Source organism: Nonomuraea sp. NPDC050383 (assembly GCF_044459125.1).
GTDB lineage: Bacteria > Actinomycetota > Actinomycetes > Streptosporangiales > Streptosporangiaceae > Nonomuraea.
Genome location: NZ_JBITIP010000019.1, coordinates 108223 through 129580 on the forward strand (window position 1 = coordinate 108223; position 21358 = coordinate 129580).

Annotated in this window: 21 protein-coding genes; 5 read left to right on the forward strand and 16 right to left on the reverse strand. The window is 70.6% G+C overall.

The features are described from left to right. Positions 1 to 361: 361 nt before the first annotated feature. Together purH and purN are read right to left on the reverse strand one after the other, a co-directional pair. Positions 362 to 1906 carry a bifunctional phosphoribosylaminoimidazolecarboxamide formyltransferase/IMP cyclohydrolase gene (purH, locus tag ACIBG4_RS34805; RefSeq protein ID WP_310708383.1) on the reverse strand — a complete coding sequence of 515 codons (1545 nt, stop codon included), beginning with the start codon at positions 1904 to 1906 and terminating at the stop codon, positions 362 to 364. Beyond that, positions 1903 to 2532 carry a phosphoribosylglycinamide formyltransferase gene (purN, locus tag ACIBG4_RS34810; RefSeq protein WP_310708384.1) on the reverse strand — a complete coding sequence of 210 codons (630 nt, stop codon included), beginning with the start codon at positions 2530 to 2532 and terminating at the stop codon, positions 1903 to 1905. The genes purH and purN overlap by 4 nt, the downstream gene beginning before the upstream one ends. Before the next feature lie 76 nt (positions 2533 to 2608). On the opposite strand from purN, the gene ACIBG4_RS34815 reads away from it, so the two are divergent. Next, positions 2609 to 3028 carry a hypothetical protein gene (locus tag ACIBG4_RS34815; RefSeq protein WP_397205874.1) on the forward strand — a complete coding sequence of 140 codons (420 nt, stop codon included), beginning with the start codon at positions 2609 to 2611 and terminating at the stop codon, positions 3026 to 3028. A gap of 37 nt (positions 3029 to 3065) precedes the next feature. Here ACIBG4_RS34815 and ACIBG4_RS34820 read toward each other — a convergent pair whose 3' ends face one another. The 3 genes from ACIBG4_RS34820 to sucC form a co-directional block, all read right to left on the reverse strand. Then, positions 3066 to 4709: a DUF6350 family protein gene (locus tag ACIBG4_RS34820; protein ID WP_397205876.1), complete on the reverse strand. Its 1644-nt coding sequence runs from the start codon at positions 4707 to 4709 to the stop codon at positions 3066 to 3068. 172 nt (positions 4710 to 4881) lie between these two features. Then, positions 4882 to 5757 (reverse strand): succinate--CoA ligase subunit alpha, encoded by an 876-nt coding sequence (sucD, locus tag ACIBG4_RS34825; RefSeq protein WP_355442569.1) that lies wholly within the window; start codon positions 5755 to 5757, stop codon positions 4882 to 4884. A 3-nt stretch (positions 5758 to 5760) separates the two neighbouring features. Continuing rightward, positions 5761 to 6942, reverse strand: coding sequence for an ADP-forming succinate--CoA ligase subunit beta (gene sucC, locus ACIBG4_RS34830; RefSeq protein WP_310708388.1), 1182 nt, complete (start codon positions 6940 to 6942; stop codon positions 5761 to 5763). Between the two features lie 598 nt (positions 6943 to 7540). Here sucC and ACIBG4_RS34835 point away from each other — a divergent pair. Next, complete coding sequence (locus tag ACIBG4_RS34835; RefSeq protein ID WP_310708389.1) at positions 7541 to 8425, forward strand: hypothetical protein; 885 nt, start codon at positions 7541 to 7543, stop codon at positions 8423 to 8425. A 122-nt stretch (positions 8426 to 8547) separates the two neighbouring features. Here ACIBG4_RS34835 and galE read toward each other — a convergent pair whose 3' ends face one another. After that, on the reverse strand, positions 8548 to 9531 hold the full coding sequence (gene galE / locus ACIBG4_RS34840) for a UDP-glucose 4-epimerase GalE (RefSeq protein WP_397205879.1): 984 nt from the start codon (positions 9529 to 9531) through the stop codon (positions 8548 to 8550). 303 nt (positions 9532 to 9834) lie between these two features. Here galE and ACIBG4_RS34845 point away from each other — a divergent pair, with 303 nt between their 5' ends. Both ACIBG4_RS34845 and ACIBG4_RS34850 read left to right on the forward strand, forming a co-directional pair. Then, positions 9835 to 10842 (forward strand): L,D-transpeptidase, encoded by a 1008-nt coding sequence (locus ACIBG4_RS34845; protein WP_397205881.1) that lies wholly within the window; start codon positions 9835 to 9837, stop codon positions 10840 to 10842. A gap of 152 nt (positions 10843 to 10994) precedes the next feature. Further along, complete coding sequence (locus ACIBG4_RS34850) at positions 10995 to 11921, forward strand: hypothetical protein (protein WP_397205883.1); 927 nt, start codon at positions 10995 to 10997, stop codon at positions 11919 to 11921. On the opposite strand, the gene ACIBG4_RS34855 is transcribed toward ACIBG4_RS34850, so the two are convergent. From ACIBG4_RS34855 to pcrA, 3 genes are all read right to left on the reverse strand, one after another. Then, positions 11922 to 12275: a YbaB/EbfC family nucleoid-associated protein gene (locus ACIBG4_RS34855; RefSeq protein ID WP_397205885.1), complete on the reverse strand. Its 354-nt coding sequence runs from the start codon at positions 12273 to 12275 to the stop codon at positions 11922 to 11924. 17 nt (positions 12276 to 12292) lie between these two features. Continuing rightward, positions 12293 to 12646 carry a hypothetical protein gene (locus tag ACIBG4_RS34860; RefSeq protein ID WP_397205887.1) on the reverse strand — a complete coding sequence of 118 codons (354 nt, stop codon included), beginning with the start codon at positions 12644 to 12646 and terminating at the stop codon, positions 12293 to 12295. A gap of 690 nt (positions 12647 to 13336) precedes the next feature. Then, entirely contained in the window at positions 13337 to 15556 is a 2220-nt protein-coding gene (gene pcrA, locus ACIBG4_RS34865; protein ID WP_397205917.1) for a DNA helicase PcrA, read from the reverse strand. 204 nt (positions 15557 to 15760) lie between these two features. Between pcrA and ACIBG4_RS34870 the strand changes: the two genes are divergently transcribed. Continuing rightward, entirely contained in the window at positions 15761 to 16480 is a 720-nt protein-coding gene (locus ACIBG4_RS34870) for a PIG-L deacetylase family protein (RefSeq protein ID WP_355442588.1), read from the forward strand. A gap of 82 nt (positions 16481 to 16562) precedes the next feature. On the opposite strand, the gene ACIBG4_RS34875 is transcribed toward ACIBG4_RS34870, so the two are convergent. The 7 genes from ACIBG4_RS34875 to ACIBG4_RS34905 all read right to left on the reverse strand — a co-directional run bounded on the left by ACIBG4_RS34875 (position 16563) and on the right by ACIBG4_RS34905 (position 21352). After that, positions 16563 to 16991, reverse strand: coding sequence for a PIN domain nuclease (locus ACIBG4_RS34875; RefSeq protein ID WP_397205889.1), 429 nt, complete (start codon positions 16989 to 16991; stop codon positions 16563 to 16565). Beyond that, positions 16985 to 17176, reverse strand: coding sequence for a hypothetical protein (locus ACIBG4_RS34880; RefSeq protein ID WP_397205891.1), 192 nt, complete (start codon positions 17174 to 17176; stop codon positions 16985 to 16987). The genes ACIBG4_RS34875 and ACIBG4_RS34880 overlap by 7 nt, the downstream gene beginning before the upstream one ends. 163 nt (positions 17177 to 17339) lie before the next feature. Then, positions 17340 to 18044, reverse strand: coding sequence for a lysostaphin resistance A-like protein (locus ACIBG4_RS34885; protein WP_397205893.1), 705 nt, complete (start codon positions 18042 to 18044; stop codon positions 17340 to 17342). Between the two features lie 137 nt (positions 18045 to 18181). Continuing rightward, a complete protein-coding gene (locus ACIBG4_RS34890) occupies positions 18182 to 18439 on the reverse strand; it encodes a WhiB family transcriptional regulator (protein ID WP_397205895.1) in 258 nt (85 codons plus the stop codon). Positions 18440 to 18506: 67 nt separating this feature from the next. Next, positions 18507 to 19157: a neutral zinc metallopeptidase gene (locus ACIBG4_RS34895; protein ID WP_310708399.1), complete on the reverse strand. Its 651-nt coding sequence runs from the start codon at positions 19155 to 19157 to the stop codon at positions 18507 to 18509. A 39-nt stretch (positions 19158 to 19196) separates the two neighbouring features. Then, entirely contained in the window at positions 19197 to 20567 is a 1371-nt protein-coding gene (locus ACIBG4_RS34900) for a glutamate--cysteine ligase (RefSeq protein WP_397205897.1), read from the reverse strand. 152 nt (positions 20568 to 20719) lie between these two features. Continuing rightward, on the reverse strand, positions 20720 to 21352 hold the full coding sequence (locus ACIBG4_RS34905) for a response regulator transcription factor (RefSeq protein WP_253768218.1): 633 nt from the start codon (positions 21350 to 21352) through the stop codon (positions 20720 to 20722). Positions 21353 to 21358 lie beyond the last annotated feature (6 nt).

The following is a 21358-nucleotide window of genomic DNA, read 5'->3' on the forward strand; positions in this document are numbered from 1 at the left end:
GGGGGGCGGGGGGGGGGGGGCGGGGCGGGGGGGGGCGCCCCCCCGCGGGGGGGGGGGGGGGGGGGGGGGGGGGGGGGGGGGGGGCCGCGCGCCCGCCCCCCCCCCCCCCCCCGCCGCGGCGTTGCGCCGCTCGATGATCCTGCGGGTGAACGGGATGATCTCCACGACGCGGGCGCCGAGGTAGGCGCCCACGAACGCGAGGGCGATGAGCACGAAGGGGCTCGTGGACATGCCGTTCAGCGTCACGAAGGCGTACAGGATCGAGTCGAGCAGGGCCATAGGGGCACTCCCAGGCGAGGTTTGAGGCGGCGACCACAGGGTAGCCGCACTCGTTTGATGCTCGGGGCCCTTCTGACGCGGTTCAGTGGAAGAAGTGGCGCGTTCCGGTGAAGTAGAGCGTGATGCCCGCCTTCTCCGCCGCGTCGATGACCTCCTGGTCGCGGATGGATCCGCCGGGCTCCACGACGGCCTTGACACCGGCCTCGATCAGCACCTCCAGCCCGTCGGCGAACGGGAAGTAGGCGTCGGAGGCCCCGACCGCGCCGGCGGCCCGCTCGCCCGCGCGGCCCACGGCGAGGCGGCAGGAGTCGACCCGGTTGACCTGCCCCATGCCGACGCCCACGGTGGCCCCGCCGGAGGCCAGCAGGATGGCGTTGGACTTGACCGAGCGGCAGGCCCGCCAGGCGAAGGCCAGGTCGGCCAGCACCTCGGGCGAGGCGGGCGTACCCGTCTTCAGCTCCCAGCTCTCCGGCGCGTCGCCCGGCGCGTCCACCTTGTCCACGAGCTGGACCAGCAGGCCGCCGTCGATCTGACGCGACTCGGCCGGCCGCGACGGCCCCTGCGGGCAGAGCAGCAGGCGGATGTTCTTCTTGCGCGTCAGCACCGCGATCGCCTCCTCGGCGAACGCGGGCGCGACGACGACCTCGGTGAACACCTCCGCGATCTGGCCCGCCAGCTCGGCGGTGACCTCGCCGTTGACCGCGATCACGCCCCCGTACGCCGACACCGGGTCGCAGGCGTGGGCCTTGCGGTGCGCCTCGGCCACGTCGGCCCCGACCGCGATGCCGCACGGGTTCTGGTGCTTGATGATCGCGACCGCGGGCTCGGCGAAGTCCCACGCCGCCCGCCAGGCCGCGTCGGCGTCGAGGTAGTTGTTGTAGGACATCTCCTTGCCGTGCAGCTGCTCGGCGTTGGCCAGGCCGCCCCCGCCCTCGGTGTAGAGGGCCGCGCGCTGGTGCGGGTTCTCGCCGTAGCGCAGCGGGTGCTTCAGCGTCCACGTCTCACCGGCGAACTCGGGCCAGGCCTCGTCGCGCTCGGCGGCGCCGGCGGAGAACCAGTTGGCCACGGCCACGTCGTAGGAGGCGGTGTGGGCGTAGGCGATGCCCGCCATCCGCCTGCGCTCCTCCAGCGTGAAGCCGCCCTGGGCGAGCGCGTCGACCACGCCGCCGTAGGAGGACGGGTCGACCACGACCGCGCACGTGCTGTGGTTCTTGGCGGCGCCGCGGATCATCGCCGGGCCGCCGATGTCGATCTGCTCCACGCACTCGGCGTCGCTCGCCCCGGAGGCGACCGTCTGCTCGAACGGGTAGAGGTTGACCACCACGAGCTGGAACGGGTCGATCTCCAGCTCGTCCAGCTGGGCCACGTGGTGCGGCTTGGTGAGGTCGGCCAGCAGCCCGGCGTGGACGCGCGGGTGGAGCGTCTTGACCCGGCCGTCGAGGCACTCGGGGAACCCGGTGAGCTGCTCGACCTTCGTCACGGGCACGCCGTACGACGCGATCGCGGCGGCGGTGCCGCCCGTCGACACGATCTCCACGCCCGCGCCGTCGAGCGCCCTGGCCAGCTCCTCCAGGCCCGACTTGTCGTACACCGCGATCAGCGCGCGCCGGATGGCGATGCGAGTCACTTGGATTCCTCTCCTGTTGCGTTCCCGATGCGGACAGTGCGTCCGCTGACCGTCCAGCCCTCACGGACCAGGCGGCCGACGATCTCCACGAGCAGGCGGCGCTCGACGACCTTGATGCGCTCGTGCAGCACCGCCTCGTCGTCGTCGGGCAGCACCGGCACCGCCTCCTGCGCGATGATCGGCCCCGAGTCGACGCCCGCGTCGGCCAGCATCACCGTGCACCCCGTCACCTTCACCCCGTGGGCCAGCGCGTCGCGCACACCGTGGGCCCCGGGGAACGACGGCAGCAGCGCGGGATGGGTGTTGAGCACCGGATGGGCGCCGAGCGTCGGCGCGCCGAGGATCTTCATGAAGCCGGCCGACACCACCAGGTCCGGCTCGTAGGAGGAGATCCGGGCGGCGACCGCCTCGTCCCACGCCTCCCGCGTCGGGTGGTCGCCCAGTCTCTCCACGAAGGTCGGCACGCCGGCTCGGGCCGCGCGGGCGAGGCCCTCGATACCGTCGCGGTCGGCGCCGACGGCGACTATCTCCGCGCCGTACGCCGGGTCGGCGGAAGCGTCCAGAAGGGCCTGTAGGTTGGTTCCAGAGCCGGAGACGAGGACGACGAGCCGCCCAGCCTTTGACACGCGCACTCCAAGAGAGAGAACCGGGGTGGGGCTGCCAGCGTATCCGCTCCTCGCCCGGGCACGCAGAGGAGGTCAGGTGTCGACACCGGTGCAGGCGCCGGCGGGTCAGCAAGCCGCGGATTCCGCGGGCCGCCGCGCGATCTGGTTGTCCATCGCAGCGCTCGCCATGACGTTCATGCTGCCGCTCGCCGGGCTGGTGATGGCGGCGTTCGCGCTCATGGCCGGCATCCGGGCCCTGCCCCGCCTGAAGGAGGCGGGCCGGCCCACGGGCACCGCGGTGGGCGGCATCATCGTGTCCGCGGTCGCGCTCGCGCTGTCGGCCATGGCGACGGCGATGCAGCTCTACCTGATGGACGAGTACTCCGCGTACCAGGAGTGCATGAAGGGGGCGGGCACCGTCTCCTCGCAGGGCGAGTGCTTCACCCAGTTCAGGGACGCGGCGCAGCGCAAGCTGCCGGCGGACGTGCTGGACGTCCTGGGCGCCGTCCAGCCCTGACGATCCGCCGTCGTCCCGACGCGGTCGCCGCGGCGCGCTACTCGCGGTCGTCGCGGTCGTCGCGGTCCCAGGCGTACGGGTCGACGTAGATGACGTGGCCGCCGCGGTCGTCCGACACGTCCACGATGTCCGTACGCCGCAAGCGCCCCTGCCCCGTCCCCGTGTGAGGGCGCGCCTGGGCCCTGGTCTCCGCCTCGGCAGAGGCGTGCTCGTCCGTCCAGTCGTCCCGGATGACCGGGATGGGCTGGGTGTCGGCCTCGGTGGCGTCGAGCCAGTGGCCGGGCAGCGGCTTGGCGTCGGACTCGGCCAGCCCCACCCTGCTCGCCGCGCGGGCGATCGCGGCCCCGGCCTTGCGCACGGGCTCCGCCGCCTTGTCGAGCGGCGCGCGGGCCCGCCGGTTGAGCAGCAGGATGTTGGTGATCCCGGCCGAGATGCCCGCGGCGACGCCCACCTCCAGCGCGACCGACAGGGCCACCTCCCACGGCGACGGGCCGACGGCCGCCAGCCGGCCGCCGCCGATCGGGCCGCCGGACAGGGTCGCGAGCAGCGCCGACACCAGGCCGGTCGTGACGCCGGTCAGGAAGCCCCACAGCGGGGCGGCCTCGTACGACGGCGAGGGCGAGATGCGCGCGACCACCACGCCCGCCAGCGCCCCGGCCGCGAACGGCAGCGCGACGACGGCCATCATCCAGGCCGGCACGGTGCCGCTGTCGGGCAGGGCGCCCAGCAGCGGCAGACTCGGCACCGTGCCGAGCTGCACACCCGTGGGCGCGACCAGCGTGCCGGTGCCGATGGCGAAGCCCGGCCCGGCGATGTACGACAGCGCCCAGATGACCACGTTCAGCAGGTACAGGAGCTGGACCAGCAGGAGCAGCAGCCCGCCCACGAACCCGGGCGAGAGCACGTTCGTCAGCTCGCGCACCTGGCCGAAGTTGAGCACCACCGCCACGAGCACCAGCGCGAACCCCGCCACCAGCAGCACCGCCGTGGCCACCGCCGTGCCGACGGTCAGCGCCCGCACCCGCTCCGGCAGCAGCCTCAGCATCGCCCGCCACGGCCCGATGGTGCGCGCCGTCGCCACCGAGCCGGCCAGGAACGCCAGCGTGAAGTGGCTCAGCAACGCGTCACCGATGAAGGGCTGGGTGACGTCGTTGCGGGCGACGAGCGCGATCAGGCCCGCCAGCAGCGCGTACGGCGCCGCCAGCGAGACCCCGGCCTGGGCCACCAGCACGAGCTGCGCCCGCCGCCGGGCGTTGGCCTTCTCGCGCGGGCTGTTCTTCGGCAGCCGGGCCGGGAGCCGCAGCCGCAGGTCGGCGTCGCGGGCCATCCAGCGGGCCGCGCGGTAGAGCAGGATCGCGGGCAGCACCACCAGGCCGAGCGGCAGCAGCCCGACCCGGCCGCCGGGCATCGCGAAGCCGGCGTGGTGGGCGGCCAGCCAGATCTGGGCGGCCGTGCGGAACACCCCCGGCAGGCCGGAGCCGAGCGCGCCGCTGGGCGCGGCGATCCAGCCGACCAGGGTGAGCGTGGTGAGCGCCGCCAGGCCGACGCCGAGCGTGGCCGCCGCGGCGAGCATCCCGGAGACGGGCAGCGGACGCCGGGACTCGTCGTCGTCCGAGACCCCGGGAATCTTGCCGAGGACCGAACGGGGGGCCGTCCGCAGCTGGTCGAGAAGCGCCGTCACAGTAGGCGATTTTCTCAAGCTTTCGCGACCGGCGCTTGGTTGACGCGCCGCAGGCGGCCAGCTTTATCCGGCTCTGCCGGGCTTTCCGGCCGTACCCGGGGCATCCGGGTGAACGCGGAAGGCCCCGCACGGCCGGAGCCGGTGCGGGGCCTTCCGCGGAACGTGCGCCGGGTCAGCGCGCCTGCATGATCTCGCGCATGAGGCGGGCCGTCTCGGAGGGGGTCTTGCCGACGCGGACGCCGACCTTCTCCAGGGCCTCCTTCTTGGCCTGCGCGGTGCCGGCCGAGCCGGACACGATCGCGCCGGCGTGGCCCATGGTCTTGCCCTCGGGGGCGGTGAAGCCCGCGACGTAGGCGACGACCGGCTTGCTGACGTGCTGCTCGATGTAGGCGGCGGCCCGCTCCTCGGCGTCGCCGCCGATCTCGCCGATCATCACGATCGCGTCGGTGGCGGGGTCGTCCTGGAACGCCTGGAGGGCGTCGATGTGGGTGGTGCCGATGACGGGGTCGCCGCCGATGCCCACCGCGGTCGAGAAGCCGAAGTCACGCAGCTCGTACATGAGCTGGTAGGTCAGCGTGCCCGACTTGGAGACCAGGCCGATGCGGCCCGCCGTCGTGATGTCGGCGGGGATGATGCCGGCGTTGGACGCGCCGGGCGAGGCGATGCCGGGGCAGTTCGGGCCGATGATGCGGGTCTTGTTGCCCTTGGCCACCGCGTACGCCCAGAACTCCGTGGAGTCGTGGACCGGCACGCCCTCGGTGATCACCACGCAGAGCGGGATCTCCGCGTCGATGGCCTCCTTGACGGCGTCCTTGGTGAACGCCGGGGGCACGAAGATGACCGACACGTCGGCGCCGGTCTTCTCCATGGCCTCCTTCACCGTGCCGAACACGGGCAGGCCCTCGTGCGTGATGCCGGCCTTGCGGGCGTTGACACCACCGACCACGCGGGCGCCGGAGGCGAGCATGCGGCGGGTGTGCTTGGTGCCCTCACCACCCGTCATGCCCTGAACGATGATCTTGCTGTTCTCGGTCAGCCAGATAGCCATGTCTCACGCACCTACCGCAGCGAGCTCGGCGGCGCGCTTGGCCGCGTCGTCCATCGTGTCAACCAGCTCGACGCGCGGGAGCGCGGCGTCGGCCAGGATCTGTCGCCCGAGCTGGGCGTTGTTGCCGTCGAGGCGGACCACCAGCGGGTGGGTCACCGCCTCGCCGCGGCTCTCCAGGAGCTTGAAGGCCGCCACGATGCCGTTGGCGACGGCGTCGCAGGAGGTGATGCCGCCGAAGACGTTCACGAAGATCGACTTCACCGACGGGTCGGAGAGGATGATCTCCAGGCCTGCGGCCATGACCTCGGCCGAGGCGCCGCCGCCGATGTCGAGGAAGTTGGCCGGGGACGGCTTGCCGGGGAACGCCTCGCCGGCGTAGGCGACCACGTCCAGGGTGGACATGACCAGGCCCGCGCCGTTGCCGATGATGCCGACGTCGCCGTCGAGCTTGACGTAGTTGAGGTCCTTCTCCTTGGCCCGGGCCTCCAGCGGGTCCTCGGCGGCCTTGTCGGCGTACCCCTCGTGCTCCGCCTGGCGGAAGGAGGCGTTGTCGTCGAGCGTGACCTTGCCGTCGAGCGCCTTCACCTGGCCGTCGGCCGACAGGATCATCGGGTTGACCTCGACCAGCGTCGCGTCCTCGTCGACGAAGCAGCACCAGAGCTTCTCGATGAGCTCGGCCGCGCCGTCGAGCGACTGCTCCGGCAGACCGCCGGCGACCGCGATCTCACGGGCCTTGGCCCGGTCGATGCCGTCGAGGGCGTTGACGGGCACCTTGGCGACCTTCTCGGGCGAGGTGTGGGCCACCTCTTCGATGTCCATGCCGCCGGCGGCGGAGCAGATCGCGAGGAAGGTACGGTTCGCGCGGTCGAGCAGGAAGGAGAAGTAGTACTCCTCCGCGATCGCGCTGGCCTCCTCCACCAGAACCTTGTGGACCGTGTGGCCCTTGATGTCCATGCCGAGGATGGCCGTGGCCTTCCCGACGGCGTCGGCGGCGTCGTCGGCCACCTTCACGCCACCGGCCTTACCGCGCCCGCCGGTCTTGACCTGGGCCTTGACCACGACCCTGCCGGTGAGTTGCTCGGCAGCCGCGCGCACCTCCTCCACGGTGTGGGCGACGATGCCCTTGGGCACCGGGATGCCGTAGTCCGCGAAGAGCTCCTTCGCCTGATGTTCGAACAGGTCCACGAGGGTCCGTCCTTGCTTATCCGACTGATGTTCGACGGCCCGGGCCACCCCGTACGTGCCGGGCGTTTCCGCCAGTGAAGCCTAGCCCCAAGCTTGACGTCCCCTGGTCACCGGGTCGCGGATATGCCGTGATGTGACGGTGATCTCACTTCGGCCGCATGTCGCCTCGCATCCGAAGAGGGATGAACTGCGGCCCCCGAAGCACCCGTACGTCGCTATCTGCCGACAAACCCCCGCAAAATGGCCTGGAGGGGCGGGCACCGGCGGGACGGTTGGAGCACCGAACTGGAGGAGAACCAGCCAGTTGGATCATGGCTTCTCCGTGCGGCCGGGAAAACAAATGAGAAAGAACGCCAGTGGGGCCGCCCTCACCCTCGCCACCGTGCCACCGGAAGACGACGACGGTCACGTACGGAAGCGGAACTCGTTCTTCGGCGGTGACGCGCCGCTCACGGGCCGTCGTTTTCTCGGGCGAAATCCAGACCTGCACGAGAAATACACATATTTCCCTCTACAGCGCCCCTCTCCTGAGATATCCTCGTGATCTTTCTTTGCCATGATCCTCCAGCATCCAAATGAGAAACGACAAGGATAGAGAATGAAGCGAATCCTCACCGGCGTCGCCCTGGCGTCCGCCGCCACGCTCATCGCGGCCGCCCCGGCCCAGGCCGCGCCGGTGAACCCGGTCGCCGCGGTCCAGAAGCAGTTCGTGGCGGGCAAGGGCGTCAAGTTCGTCGAGCAGGTCAAGATCGCCAGCGGAGGCGTGCGGCAGATCAGCCTCCGGCGTGCCGGCACGCTGCAGTTCGGCGCCTCCGGTGTCGTCGCCTCCGACCTCACCGGCCAGTTCAACATCAAGAGGGAGGACGCCGAGAAGTTCGCCAAGGAGCTGGGAGCGGATGAGCTCGGCCTCGACCTCGTGACGGCGCTGACGATGCCCGAGCGGATCGTCACGAAGGGCCGGTACACCTACCTCACGGGCGGCCTGTGGAGCGCGGTGTTCAACGCCGGCAAGTCCTGGATCAGGGTTCCCGGCACCCAGCCCATCGGCATGACCGCCATGTACGGGCAGCCGCTGAACATCCTTGCCGAGCCGGCCACGCTCAAGACCCTCCTCAAGGGCGCCAAGGCGACGAAGGACGGCTACACCGGCAAGGTCGCGGCCAAGGACCTGCGCAAGACGTCCCCCGGATTCGCCGCGACCCTGGGCCTGGCTTCGGCCAAGTCCGTGAAGGGCTCCATCGGCTGGAAGCTCACCGTCGACGCCAAGGGCCTGCCGGTCCGGCTGGTGTCGGTCATCCCGGCGGAGGCGCTGGGCGCCGTTGACGCCAAGGGCGCGACCGTGAGCGTCGAGACCACCTTCAGCGACTGGGGCACGCCCGTCACCGTGACGGCCCCGCCGGAGCTGGAGGTCGCCAAGACCCTGGACGAGGCGATCCAGATCCCGGGCCCCAAGACCATCCCGCTGAGCGCCATCGCCCACTGAGAGACCGGGTCATAGCCCGCTGAGAACGGATCGCGCCCGTCTCCCCCGCATCGGGTGGAGGCGGGCGCGACGCCTGTCCGGGGCCCTGTCCGGGGCTCTGGCCGGGACGGGCTGACGTCCTCCTAGGACAGCCTGGAGTCGCGGACGGCCGCCCAGGCGAGGGAGTGCCTGATGCCCTCCTCCAGCGAGTAGCCCGCGCGCCAGCCCAGCAGCCGCTCGGCGAGGTCGCTGCGCGTGTAGGCGCCCACCACGTCGCCCGGCCGGCGCGCCGTCTCCACGACCTCCACCGACCGGTCCGCCACGCGGTTGAACGCGTCGGCCAGCTCCCGCACCGTCGTGCCCGACCCGGTGCCGAGGTTGATGATCGAGCCCTCCGGGAACAGCCCGTCGAAGCGCCGCAGCGCCTCCACGTGGGCCTGCGCCAGGTCCCAGACGTGGATGTAGTCGCGGATGCCGGAGCCGTCACGGGTCGGGTAGTCGGTGCCGGTGATCTGGAACGGCGTCCCCTCCTCGTACGCCTCGATGAGCTTGCCGAGGGCGTGGCTGGGCCGCCGGAGCTGGAGCCCGGTGCGCATGCTCGGGTCGGCGCCGATGGGGTTGAAGTAGCGCAGCGACAGCACTTTGACGGGCTGGGTGGCGGCGATGTCGGCGAACATGGCCTCGCACACCGCCTTGGTGCGCGCGTACGGGCTCTGCGGGTCGAGCGGTGAGCGCTCGTCGACGGTGTGGTCGTCCCCTGCGCGGTAGATCGACGCCGACGAGCTGAAGATCATTCGCTCGCACCCGTTGCGCAGCAGGTGATCGACGAAGTCGAGGCTCTTGGCGACATTGGCCCGGTAGTAGCCGACGGGGTCGGCCACCGAGTCCGGCACGACGATGAGCGCCGCGCAGTGGATGACGGCCTCGATGTCGGGCCGCTCGGCGAACACCTTGTCGACCAGCGCGCCGTCGCTGATGTCGCCCTCGTAGAAGGCCCGCCCCTCGGTGAACTCGCGCCGCCCGGTCACGAGGTTGTCCAGGATCACCGGCTCGATCCCGGCGTCCAGGCACGCCGAGGCCACCGTGCTCCCGATGAACCCGGCGCCGCCGGAAATCAACACGCTCATGCCAGCCCCCTGCTCCTCACCATCACCGCCCACCGGCCTGCCCGGTCGAGCTCCCCACCACGTCCGCCGGCGCCTGCCGGCGGACGTCGCGACCCGGCGGGCCACCCGGCCCCGGAACGCCGTGCCCGACCATCCTCGGTCACCACGCGGGGCGCTCGTGACCATTGGCGACACCCCGGTCGTGTCGCTCCACCGGCGACTCAACGGCGTTATGTGATCGTTACAACTTACGGCCCTCAGAACGCCGGTTTCGTTTGTCTACCTATGAGACGCATGCGAAGCACATAAGTTCTGGAGTGACCCGTGAATCCCCTCACCCGGTTGCCGGCCCTGATCGCCATGGCGGCTCTGGTCTCGATGACGGCCTGCGCCGCCGAGAGCGCGCCCGCCACGCGGGCACAGCCGACGCCGGCCGCCGGCGCACCCACCAAGAGCGCCACGGCCGCACGCAAGCCGCTGGCCGCCGGCGCCGCCAAGCAGGCGGCGCCGAAGAAGCCCAAGCTGGAGATCGCCGACATCACGCCCATGGGCGAGACCACGGAGAAGGTCGGCGTCGGCTTCCCGATCATCGTGACGTTCGACCGTGACGTACGGGACAAGGCGGCGGCCGAGACGGCGCTGGAGGTACAGGCGGACAAGCCGGTCGACGGCGCGTGGCGCTGGGTCTCCGCCCGCAAGGTCATCTACCGCACGAAGACGTACTGGAAGCCGCACCAGAAGGTGCTGTTCACCGCGCACCTCAGCCAGATCCCGGGCAACGAGGCCGCCAAGGACGTCTCCCGCCGCTTCTCCGTGGGCACCGCCAACATCTCGGTGGTCGACACGCGCCGGCACGTGATGAAGACCTACCGCGACGGCAAGCTCGCCAAGCGGATCGCGATCAGCGCCGGCCGCGGCGGCCTCGTGCGCAACGGCGTGGACGTGTACCTGACGACCAGCGGCACCCACCTGACCATGGGCAAGAAGCGGGTCGAGACCATGACCTCGTCCTGGATGGGCGTCACGGACCCCAAGGACCCGCAGTACTACAAGGAGGAGATCCCCTGGGCGGTGCGGATCTCCGACAGCGGCGAGTACGTCCACCAGAGCGCCGGCTACTACCAGTACCTCGGCCGCTCCAACCAGAGCCACGGCTGCGTCCGCGCCACCCCTGAGGGCGCCCGCTGGTTCTACACGATCGCCCAGCGCGGCGACGTGGTGAAGATCACCGGCACCAAGCGCAAGCTCGACTGGCGCAACGGCTGGAGCTACTGGCAGCTCAACTGGACCGAGTGGAAGAAGGGCAGCGCCCTGACCGCCGTCAAGAGCTGACCGCCGACGGTCCGGACCCGGCCGGTGAGCGGGCGCGTCGTCTCACCGGCCGCCGTCCGGCACGCGGTCGCCGGGTCGTGGGGCTGGTGTGGCAGCCGATAAACCTGGGATGATGGGATGCCTTGTCCCGCGGTGGAGAAAGGGTCCGCTACGTGAGTCCGTCCCCCAAGTTCCTCCCGCAGGCGGGGTTCCTGTTCTCCGCCGCCGGTGTCGCCGGCGTGGTCCTGCAGATGCTGAAGGTCGCCTACCCCGACGGCGACCCGGCCAAGGCGCGCGAGGTCGCGCAGCTGTTGCGGCAGCTGGCCACGCGGACGGATGTCAGCCTGGACGACATGGAAGAGGTCGCGGGCAGGCTGTGGCGGCCGCCGAACTCCGGCGCGGGCCTCGATGCCTTCAGGACCTACTTCACCGAAGAGATCGCGCCCTATCCGCCACTGGTATCCGCGTACATCCGCGGGTTCGCCGACGCGATCGACGACTACGCCGACATGCTGGAGCAGACCCAGCACACGCTCCGGACGATGGCCATGATCCAGTGGATCGAGCTGCTGATGTTCTTCTGCTGGCCGACGATCGACAAGAAGGTCCAGGTGCTGATCAACTGGGCGATGCGCAAGCGGCAGGCACGACTGCTGCTCAGCATGTTCGAACACGCCGTGGGCAAGCGGTTCATCTACGCCGTTGGGGGCAGCCTCGCCTACACGGCCCTCGACCAGGCGATCGTCGACGGTTTCAAGCTGGCGCGGGGCGAGGACATGGGCTCGTGGAGCGACCGCGGCATGTACATGGTGAACAACTTCGCGGCGGCCCTGGTCTTCTACCATGTGGATCCGGCCAATTTCGGCAAGGTCGCGAAGCTGCTGCCGCAGAACAAGGCGGCGCAGAACGCCATCGTGTTCCTGACCGGGTCCAGCGTCTTCACCACCACCGCGAACGCGCTCAACAGGCCCGGCGACGTGGTCGACGATCCCGCCAGTCTGCTGCCCACCTGGGAGCAGATGCTCGCGAAGCTGGGTGTCGCCGCGGGCCAGGACCAGTTCAGGCGCTGGCGCGGGTATTACCCGGCGCCGACCAGGTAGTCAGTCCTGGTTGAAGCGCCTGATCTCGTCGGCGAACGGGTTCAGGCCGTCCGTCATCAATCCCGCCATCTGCGTGGTCAGGTCCGCGGTGGCGTCGTTCGCGGCGGCGACCACGGCCTCCGCCAGCGCGTCCGCGCCGAGCCGCATCGCTCGCGGGTCGATCCGCAGGCTGCCGAGCGCGCCGCTCGGCAACACCTCGGCCCGCACCAGGCCGTCGGCCGCCTCGCCGCGGCCGCGAATGGCATCGAGACTTTCCTGCAATTCTTCCAGCGGCGCGGTGTCGGCCTGGAATTGGGAGAGAAAGCGGCTCATCTCTTCGTCGAGGAAGGGGGCGCCGTCGTCCGGTGTGGTCATCAGATCTCCAAGAAACGTCAGGGCTTGAGCTTCCCGTCCGACTCCGAGAACTTCGGCGGGTCGGACACTTTCGGCAGGGATTCGATGACGGCCCAGTTCGCGATGTCGAAGGTGGTCCTCATACCGGCCAGCCTTTCGGCGATCTCCGGATAGACGTCGCTCAGCGCGTTGACGTACGTCGATACTTTCTTCAGCGCGGTGGAATAGCCCTGCCTGAACGTCTTGGCCGTGTCATCCGTGCCGGCGAAGTCACCCAGCGCGGCGATGGCGTCGAGAATCCGGCGGGTGTCCCCCGCGAGGTCGTCGTGCTCGGTGACGAACGCGCCGGCCGCCTTCGTGAAGTTGCTTCCGTAGAAGTCGGTCGGCGGCATGGCCGGGGTCCCATGGCTCGGCGAGGCCGGCGACGGACCGAACGGCGGGGAGGTGGTGCCGGGGGTGACCGACGGGGAAGCGGAGGGAGCCGGCCACGCGGGAGGCGCTCCGGTCGGCGTCGGTGTGGGGCTCGGAGCCGTGGGGCTCGGCGTGGGCGTGCCGGACGGGCTCGGCGTGGGCGTGCCGGACGGGCTCGGCGTGGGCGTGCCGGACGGGCTCGGTGTGGGCGTGCCGGACGGGCTCGGTGTCGTCGGACTGGGCGTGGGCGTGGGGCTTGGGGCCGTCGGGCTTGGCGTGGGGGTGGGCGTGCCGGACGGGCTGGGCGCCGTCGGGCTTGGGGTGGGCGTCGGCGACGTCGTGGCCGTGGACGACGGCGTGGGCGAAGGTGACGGAGTGGAGTTATCCCCTGAAGACATGACATCCTCCTCTGGGTGTGCCTTATCGCGTTGGCGCAGGCCACTGGCCGCCTTCACCGATTGCCGATATTACCTAGAGGTAAAGTGTACTTTGAGCCGCAGGGGTGCGCCGCCAAGGCCGGTACGAACGCGGCGGCGGCGCGACGGCGGTCACCGTGGATGTCCTGACCGGTACCGTCGTCACGCCGCCTGCCGGAGCGGCAACCCGTTTAGGGGAAAGGCCCTACAGATCCTGCGCGGGCATCAACCGCGCACCTGCTCCCGGAATCTCGCTCAGAGCTTCTCCAGCGGCGCGTACGCGAGCAGAAGGGTCTTCTCGCCCCCGCTCCCGAAGTCGATCTTCACCTTGGTCTTCTCCGCCTGCCCGTCCACCGACACCACGGTCCCGAGCCCGAACGCGTCGTGCGACACCCGGTCGCCGGGGGTCAGCGACGGGACGGCCCGGCCGCCCTTCTTCGGCGTGGCGGGCGCGGCCGGCTCGCGGCGCGTGGCGGCATTCCAGGCCGTCTTCTCCGGCGGCGTGCGCCAGTCCATGAGCTGCCCCGGCACCTCGCTGACGAACCGCGACGCCGGGTTGAACGACGGCGCGCCCCACGAGCTGCGCACCGCCGCCCGGGTGAGGTACAGGCGCTTCTGCGCCCGGGTGATGCCGACGTAGGCCAGCCGGCGCTCCTCCTCCAGCTCCTTCGGCTCGCCCAGCGAGCGCACGTGCGGGAAGACGCCGTCCTCCATCGCCGTCAGGAACACGACCGGGAACTCCAGCCCCTTGGCGGTGTGCAGCGTCATCAGCGTCACCACCCCCTGGCCGCCGTCTGCGTCGGGGATCTGGTCCGCGTCGGCCACCAGCGACACCTGCTCCAGGAACTCGACCAGCGTGCCCTCGGGGTTGGCCTCCTCGAACTCGGAGGCGACCGAGATCAGCTCGTTGAGGTTCTCCAGGCGGGACTCGTCCTGCGGGTCCTCCGACGCCTCCAGCTCGGCGCGGTAGCCGGTGGCGACCAGCACCTCCTCCGCCAGCGCGGACGGCGGCACGCCCTCGGCCTTGGCGATCAGCTCCTCCAGCATGGCGACGAAGTCGCGCACCGCGTTGAGCGAGCGGGTGGCCATGCCCGGCGCCTCGTCGGCCCGGCGCAGCCCCTCCCAGAACGTGACGCGCTCCCGCGCGGCGAACGCCTCGATCATCGCCTCGGCCCGGTCGCCGATGCCGCGCTTGGGCACGTTGAGGATGCGCCGCAGTGACACCACGTCGGCCGGGTTGGCCAGCACCCGCAGGTACGCCAGCAGGTCCTTGACCTCCTTGCGCTCGTAGAAGCGCACTCCCCCGACCACCTTGTACGGCAGGCCGGTGCGGATGAAGATCTCCTCGAACACCCGGGAGGCCGCGTTGGTGCGGTAGAACACGGCGACGTCGCCCGCCCTGACGCCCTCCTCGTCGGTGAGCCGGTCGACCTCCTGGGCGACGAACATGGCCTCGTCGTGCTCGTTGTCGGCGACGTACCCGACTATCTTGGGGCCGTCGCCCTGGTCGGACCAGAGGTTCTTCGGCTTGCGCGACTCGTTGCGGGAGATGACCGCGTTGGCGGCGGCCAGGATGTTCTGGGTGGAGCGGTAGTTCTGCTCCAGCAGGATCGTGCGGGCGTCGGGGTAGTCGCGCTCGAACTCCAGGATGTTGCGGATCGTCGCGCCGCGGAAGGCGTAGATCGACTGGTCGGCGTCGCCGACGACGCACAGCTCCGACTGGTCGGCGCCCGACCTGACCAGCTCACCGTCGGTGGTGCGCAGCTCGGGCCGGCCCACCAGCTCCCTGATCAGGATGTACTGGGCGTGGTTGGTGTCCTGGTACTCGTCCACCATGACGTGCCTGAACCGCATCCGGTAGTGCTCGGCCACCTCGGGGAAGAGCTGGAAGAGCGTCACCGTGTTCATGATGATGTCGTCGAAGTCCATCGCGCCGGCCTCGGTGAGCTTGAGCTGGTAGCTCTTGTACGCCTGGGCGAGGACCTTCTCCAGGTGGGAGCCCGCCCTGTCGGACGCGGTCTCGTAGTCGATCAGCTCGTTCTTGAAGTTGCTCACCTGCGCCGAGAACGACCGCGGCGGGTAGCGCTTCGGGTCGAGGTCCATCTCGCGGCAGACCATCGCCATGAGCCGCTGCGAGTCGGCCTGGTCGTAGATCGAGAAGCTGGAGGGGAAGCCGAGCCGCTTGGCCTCGCGGCGCAGGATCCGCATGCAGGCGCTGTGGAAGGTCATCACCCACATCGCCTTGGAGCGCGGGCCGACCAGCTTGTCGACGCGCTCCTTCATCTCGCGGGCGGCCTTGTTGGTGAAGGTGATCGCGAGGATCTCGCCCGGGTGGACCTCGCGCTCGGCGAGCAGGTAGGCGATGCGGTGGGTCAGCACCCGCGTCTTGCCCGACCCCGCCCCCGCCACGATCAGCAGCGGGCTGCCGTGATGGATCACGGCCTCGCGCTGCTGCGGGTTGAGGCCGTCGAGCAAGGGGTGGTCAACAGAGACGTGGGTCGGCACCCACCTAGGTTATGACTCCCCGCCGACAAACGGCGCCCGGAATGACAGCCCCGGACCGCAGGTTGTCACGGGAGGGGAGATCCTGGGACCGTCGGCCGTACGGCAGGATCCTCCCCGCGGTGATCACGCGGGTGATCGGCCGCGCGGGAGAGATCGGAATGGGAGAGGACGACCATGCTGGCCGAGAGCGAGATCAACCGGGTGCTCACCGTCACGGCGCACCCCGACGACGTCGACTTCGGCGCGGCGGGCACCGTGGCGCTGTTCGGCGACAGGGGCGTCGAGGTGACCTACCTGGTCGTGACGGACGGCGACGCCGGAGGCAACGAGCGAGAGCTCGACAACTCCGGCATGGCGGAGCTGCGCCGGGCCGAGCAGACGGCGGCCGCCAAGGCCGTGGGCGTCACGGACGTGCGCTTCCTCGGCTACTCCGACGGCACCGTGGTCCCGTCGCTGGACCTCAGGCGGGACATCGCGCGCGTCATCCGCCAGGTACGCCCCGACCTGGTGATCACCCACCACCCCGACCGCAACTACCAGTTCATCGCGCCCAGCCACCCCGACCATCGCGCGGTCGGCGGCTCCGCCCTCGACGCGGTCTACCCGGACGCCCGCAACCCGTACGCGTTCCCCGAGCTGCTGACGGAGGAGGGGCTGGAGGCGTGGACCGTGCGCGAGGTGTGGCTGACGGGCGGCTCGACGCCGGACCACTGGGTGGACGTGACGGACGCCATCGACCGCAAGCTGACGGCGCTCCAGTCGCACGTCAGCCAGGTGGCGCACGTGGAGGGCTTCGCCGACTTCGTCAAGGAACGCTTCGCCTCGTGGGGCAAGCGGGCCGGCTTCGGCGAGGGCCACTACGCGGAGGGCTTCCAGGTCGTCCAGACGGCCTGACGCTCATGGCTCCCGCCCCGGGCGAGAGCCATGACCACGCGGACGTGGATCCGCACGGCGCGGAGCGGCACCGTGAGCCGGCCTACGACACGGACCCGGGTGGCACGACCCAGAGCGACGGCTGCCCAGTGACCTCGGCGATGACGTCGAAGTCCCGGTCGTAGTGCAGGATCGTGGCACCGTGCACCTCGGCACAGGCCGCGATCAGCAGGTCGTTCGCGCCCACGCCCCTGTGCTGCGACCTGCGCGCCAGCATGGCCTGCACGTGCAGCGCTCGGATCTCCACATCCGCGTTGACGGGCAGGTGGCGGAAGTCGTCGCGGAGGTGCTGAGCATCGAGCTCATATCCGGCCGGATTGCGAGCGCTGTAGAGAACCTCGAGTTGCGTGACCGTGCAGACGGCCAGCATCTTGTCGAGCATGAGCGGCTCCAGCGCCCGCGCGACGGCGGGGTGGGGCATCCGCGCCAGAGCGCTCTTGTCGATCAGGTAGACCACGCCGGTGGCTACCACGCACGCTTCATGAGCTCCGGATCCAGTAGATCCGTATTGTCCTTCGAGGTCCAGTATTCGAATGCTTCGCGCCGTCTTGCCCTTTCGGCGATCTCCGTCAGGGCGGCGTGGACCGTCTCCTTCATGTTCTTCGTGCCCAACTCCTCCTGGGCTATCTCCAGGAGCTCCTTGTCGATATCGATCACCGTACGCAAGGGACATCACCTCCGCTACCTCCAGGGTATATCACAGATCGTGATCTTGATATACGCACTCACCGTGAACGCGCGGGCACGGAAAGGCGTCGCGGAGACGCTAGGGCATCGCGGCCGGACGTTTCAGCACCCCTGTGACACCGGTGGAGGATTCTCATCCCTCAGGTGAAATCGCCGATCGACGCCGTCCAGCGAGGCGGGCGAACAGGTAGCCCAATGAGTTGGTCGCTGTGTGCAGCATGGACGGCGCCAGCAGACCGGCCCGGCGGCGCAGCTCGCAGAACAGCACTCCGGCGACGCCCGTCGACACCACGCTGCCCGCCACCACCCGCGCCGTGTCGAGCCGCCCTGGCCGCTCCCCCGCCGTCAGCGCGCCGAGGGCCGGGTTGGCGCGGGCCATGTCGATCGCGGGCAGCACGTGCCAGAGCCCGAACAGCGCCGACGAGACCGCCGTGGCCGCCACCGTGCCGTGGTCGCGGCGGAGCATGCCGTACAGAGCGCCCCTGAACCCGGCCTCCTCCAGCAGCACCGTGCCGACCGGCACCTGGAGCAGGGCCTCCTCCAGGGCGCGGGCCGGCGTGAGCGACAGGGCCCGCTCGTCCTGGAACAGCGGCCTGGTACGGGGCACGGCGACGCCGGCCGTGTAGACGACCGCCACGCCCGCGGCCAGGACGGCGCCGGTCAGGGCGCCCCGGCGCGGATGCTCGAACCCCAGCTCGGCCCAGGAGGCCCCGGACCGGCGCGCCATCGCGACCAGCGCGGCGGTGGCGGCGGTGGAGGTCAGGGGCGCCAGGCGGGGGGCGACCCGGTTGTTCAGCACGTTGGCCGCGGCCAGCACGACGATCGACGCGATCAGCACCCCTGCAGGCTACGTCCCGCCCGCACGGTGTCGGGAGGTGGCACGTGTCCGACGGTGGCGCGGGTCGGGAGGTGGCACGTGCCGGGCGGTGGCACGTACCGGGCCGGGCGGTGGCACGTGCCGGAAGGTGGCGCGGGTCAGGCGGTGGCGCGGGTGCGCCAGCCGGCGGGGAAGCGGGAGCGGCGGCGTTCCTCGGGGGTGAGACCGCCCCAGATGCCCTCCGTCTCCCCCGCCCGTATGGCGTAGGCCCGGCACTCGGACAGGACCTCGCAGCGGGCGCACACCGCCTTGGCGCGTCGCTCCTGGACGGCTGAGGGCGCCAGCGGGAAGAAGAGCTCAGGATCGCTGGATCTGCAGGCGCCCCCGCGCAGCCAGCCGGTCTCCTCCAATGGCATGGCGCCCACGGTATGCCGCGTACATGATCGATCGCATCATCCTGTGGGTTGACCTTCGCCTACATCCTCAGCAGGCGTCGACGCCCCCGTTGTACCCCGTCGCGAAGGAGCGCTGGCGTTGCGCGGCCGTGCCGTGGGCAGCGGGGTCGAGCCAGTCGTCGGTCGGGTCACCCGCCGCCTCCAGGTTGAGCAGCAGCTCGTCCTCGTCGCCCGGCTCCGCCCGCAGCGCGCCCGAGGAGACCAGGCCCGACAGGGTGCCGCCCGCATAGCAGTCGGCCTGCAGCTCCGCCTGGATGTTGAGCCGGAAGCTGGACTGGAGCTGGGCCTGCACCGCGTGCCCGAACTCGTGCGGGATGATCAGGTACACCGACCCGTCGCCCATGTTGTTCCAGAGTCCCTCCAGCCAGTCCCGGTCGTAGGCGATGAAGTGCCCGTCCGGGCAGTAGAAGGCGTTCTGCGGCACGGCGGGCTCCCCGGCGCAGCTCGGCCCGGACCGCCCCGAGTACGGGATGAAGCGGGTGATGGGCTGGTAGGTGCGGCCGGCGGCGGCGAACCGCTGCTGCCAGAACGACTCCGTCAGGGACCGGGCCGCCCGCACGTCGCTCTCGAAGCTGTCGTCGCCCTGGACGTTCCGCGAGGGGGCGGTCGTCAGCCCGCACGCGGAGACCAGTCCGCAGGACAGCAGGAGCGCGAGGGCCAGCGCGAGGGGGCGTGTCACGCGGTCACACTTCCCACGCGCGCACGGGTTCATTCGCGGTCACACTTCCCACGTGTGCACGGGTTCGTTCGCGTGCATGTGCTCGGCGTACTCCAGCGTCATACGCCGCAGCGCCTCGTGCCTGTCGCCGCCCAGCGCGCTGACCTTGTCCACCTGCCAGCTCGCCCCGGTGCGCCCGGTCAGGCAGCGCGCCTCGATGATCCCGAGCATCCGGTCGGCGACGGCCGTGTCCACGCCCCACGCGGCGAGCCCCTCGTACGCCATCGGGAGCAGGCGGCGCAGGATCAGCTCGCTCGCGGACACCTCGCCCAGTCCCGGCCAGTACAGGCGGGCGTCCAGGCCGCTCCGGGCGGCGGCGTTGAGGTTCTCCTCGGCGGCGGCGAAGGACATCCGGCTCCAGACGGGCCGCTCGATGTACGGCAGGACGCGCATGAGGCCGTAGTAGAACGCGGCGTTGGCGGCGATGTCGGCCACGGACGGGCCGGCGGGCAGCACGCGGTTCTCGACCCGCAGGTGCGGGCGGCCGTCGACCACCGCGTACACCGGCCGGTTCCAGCGGTAGATGGTGCCGTTGTGCAGGGTCAGCTCGGGCAGCTCGGGGACGCGGCCCTGCGCCAGCACGTCCTTGGGCTCCTCCGGCTCGCACAGCGGCAGCAGTGCCGGGAAGTATCGGACGTTCTCTTCGAACAGGTCGAAGACGCTGGTGATCCACCGCTCGCCGAACCACACGCGCGGGCGTACGCCCTGTGTCTTCAGCTCGGCCGGCCGCGTGTCCGTCGCCTGCTCGAACAGGGTGATCCTGGTCTCACGGTGCAGCTCCTTGCCGAACAGGTACGGCGAGTTGGCGGCGACCGCGACCTGTGCCCCGGCGATGGCCTGGGCGGCGTTCCAGTGGGCGGCGAACGCCTCGGGGCTGACCTGGAGGTGGAGCTGCACGCTGGTGCAGGCGGCCTCGGGCGTGATGCTGTCGGCGTGCGTGTCCAGGGTCTCGACGCCCTGGATGAACAGGTGCAGGTCCTCGCCCCGGGCGGCGAAGATCTGCTCGTTGAGCAGCCGGTAGCGGGGGTTGGCCGACAGCGTGCCCTCACCGATGTCCCGCTCGCGCAGCGTGGGCAGGATGCCGATCAGGACGAGGTGGCCGCCCTGCGAGCCGGCGCGCTCCTCGGCGTGGTTGAGGCGGGCGCGGACGTCGTCCTCCAGCCTGGCCGCGCCGTCGCCGGCCAGGTCCTGGGGCTCGATGTTGATCTCGATGTTGAACTGGCCCAGCTCGGTGGCCCAGTCGGGCCGCTGGATGGCTTCGAGCACGGCGGCGTTGCACATGGCGGGCTCGCCGTCCGCGTCGACGAGATTGAGCTCGATCTCCAGGCCGGCCAGCGGCCGCTGGTCCTCGAAACGGGAGTCGCCGAGCATCTGGGCGAAGACATCAAGGCATCGTCGTACCTTTTCGCGATATTGCCGCCTGTCGTTCCGACTGAAAACGACGACCGGCACATCCCTCCCCATATACCGAAATTTCCCCAACGCTGCCCTTTTAGGCCAGAAATCCCGGACTTAGAGAGGAATCAAACGAGGCGGCGCGCGGTGGCCCAGCGGGACAGCTCGTGCCGGTTGGACAGCTGCAGCTTGCGCAGCACCGACGACACGTGCGTCTCGACCGTCTTCACCGAGATGAACAGCTCCTTCGCGATCTCCTTGTACGCGTAACCGCGCGCGATCAGCCGCAGCACCTCGCGCTCCCGCTGCGTGAGCGAGTCGAGCTCCGGGTCGATCGACGGCGCCTCCGACGAGGCGAACGCGTCCAGCACGAACCCCGCCAGCCGCGGCGAGAACACCGCGTCGCCGTCGGCCACCCGGCGGATCGCGTCGGTCAGCTCCCGGCCGCTGATGTTCTTGGTGACGTAGCCGCGCGCGCCGCCCCGGATCACGCCGATCACGTCCTCGGCCGCGTCCGACACCGACAGCGCGAGGAAGCGCACCTGCGAGCCCGAACCGAGCACCCGGCGCAGCACCTCCTGGCCGCCGCCGCCCGGCATGTGCACGTCGAGCAGGACCACGTCGGGCTGGAGCTCGGCGATGGCCTTCACCGCCGTCTCTACGTCCTCGGCCTCGCCGACCACCTGGATCGAGTCGCCCAGCTCGGCGCGCACCCCCGACCGGAACAGCCGGTGGTCGTCCACGATCAGTACGCGCGTCATCCGCCT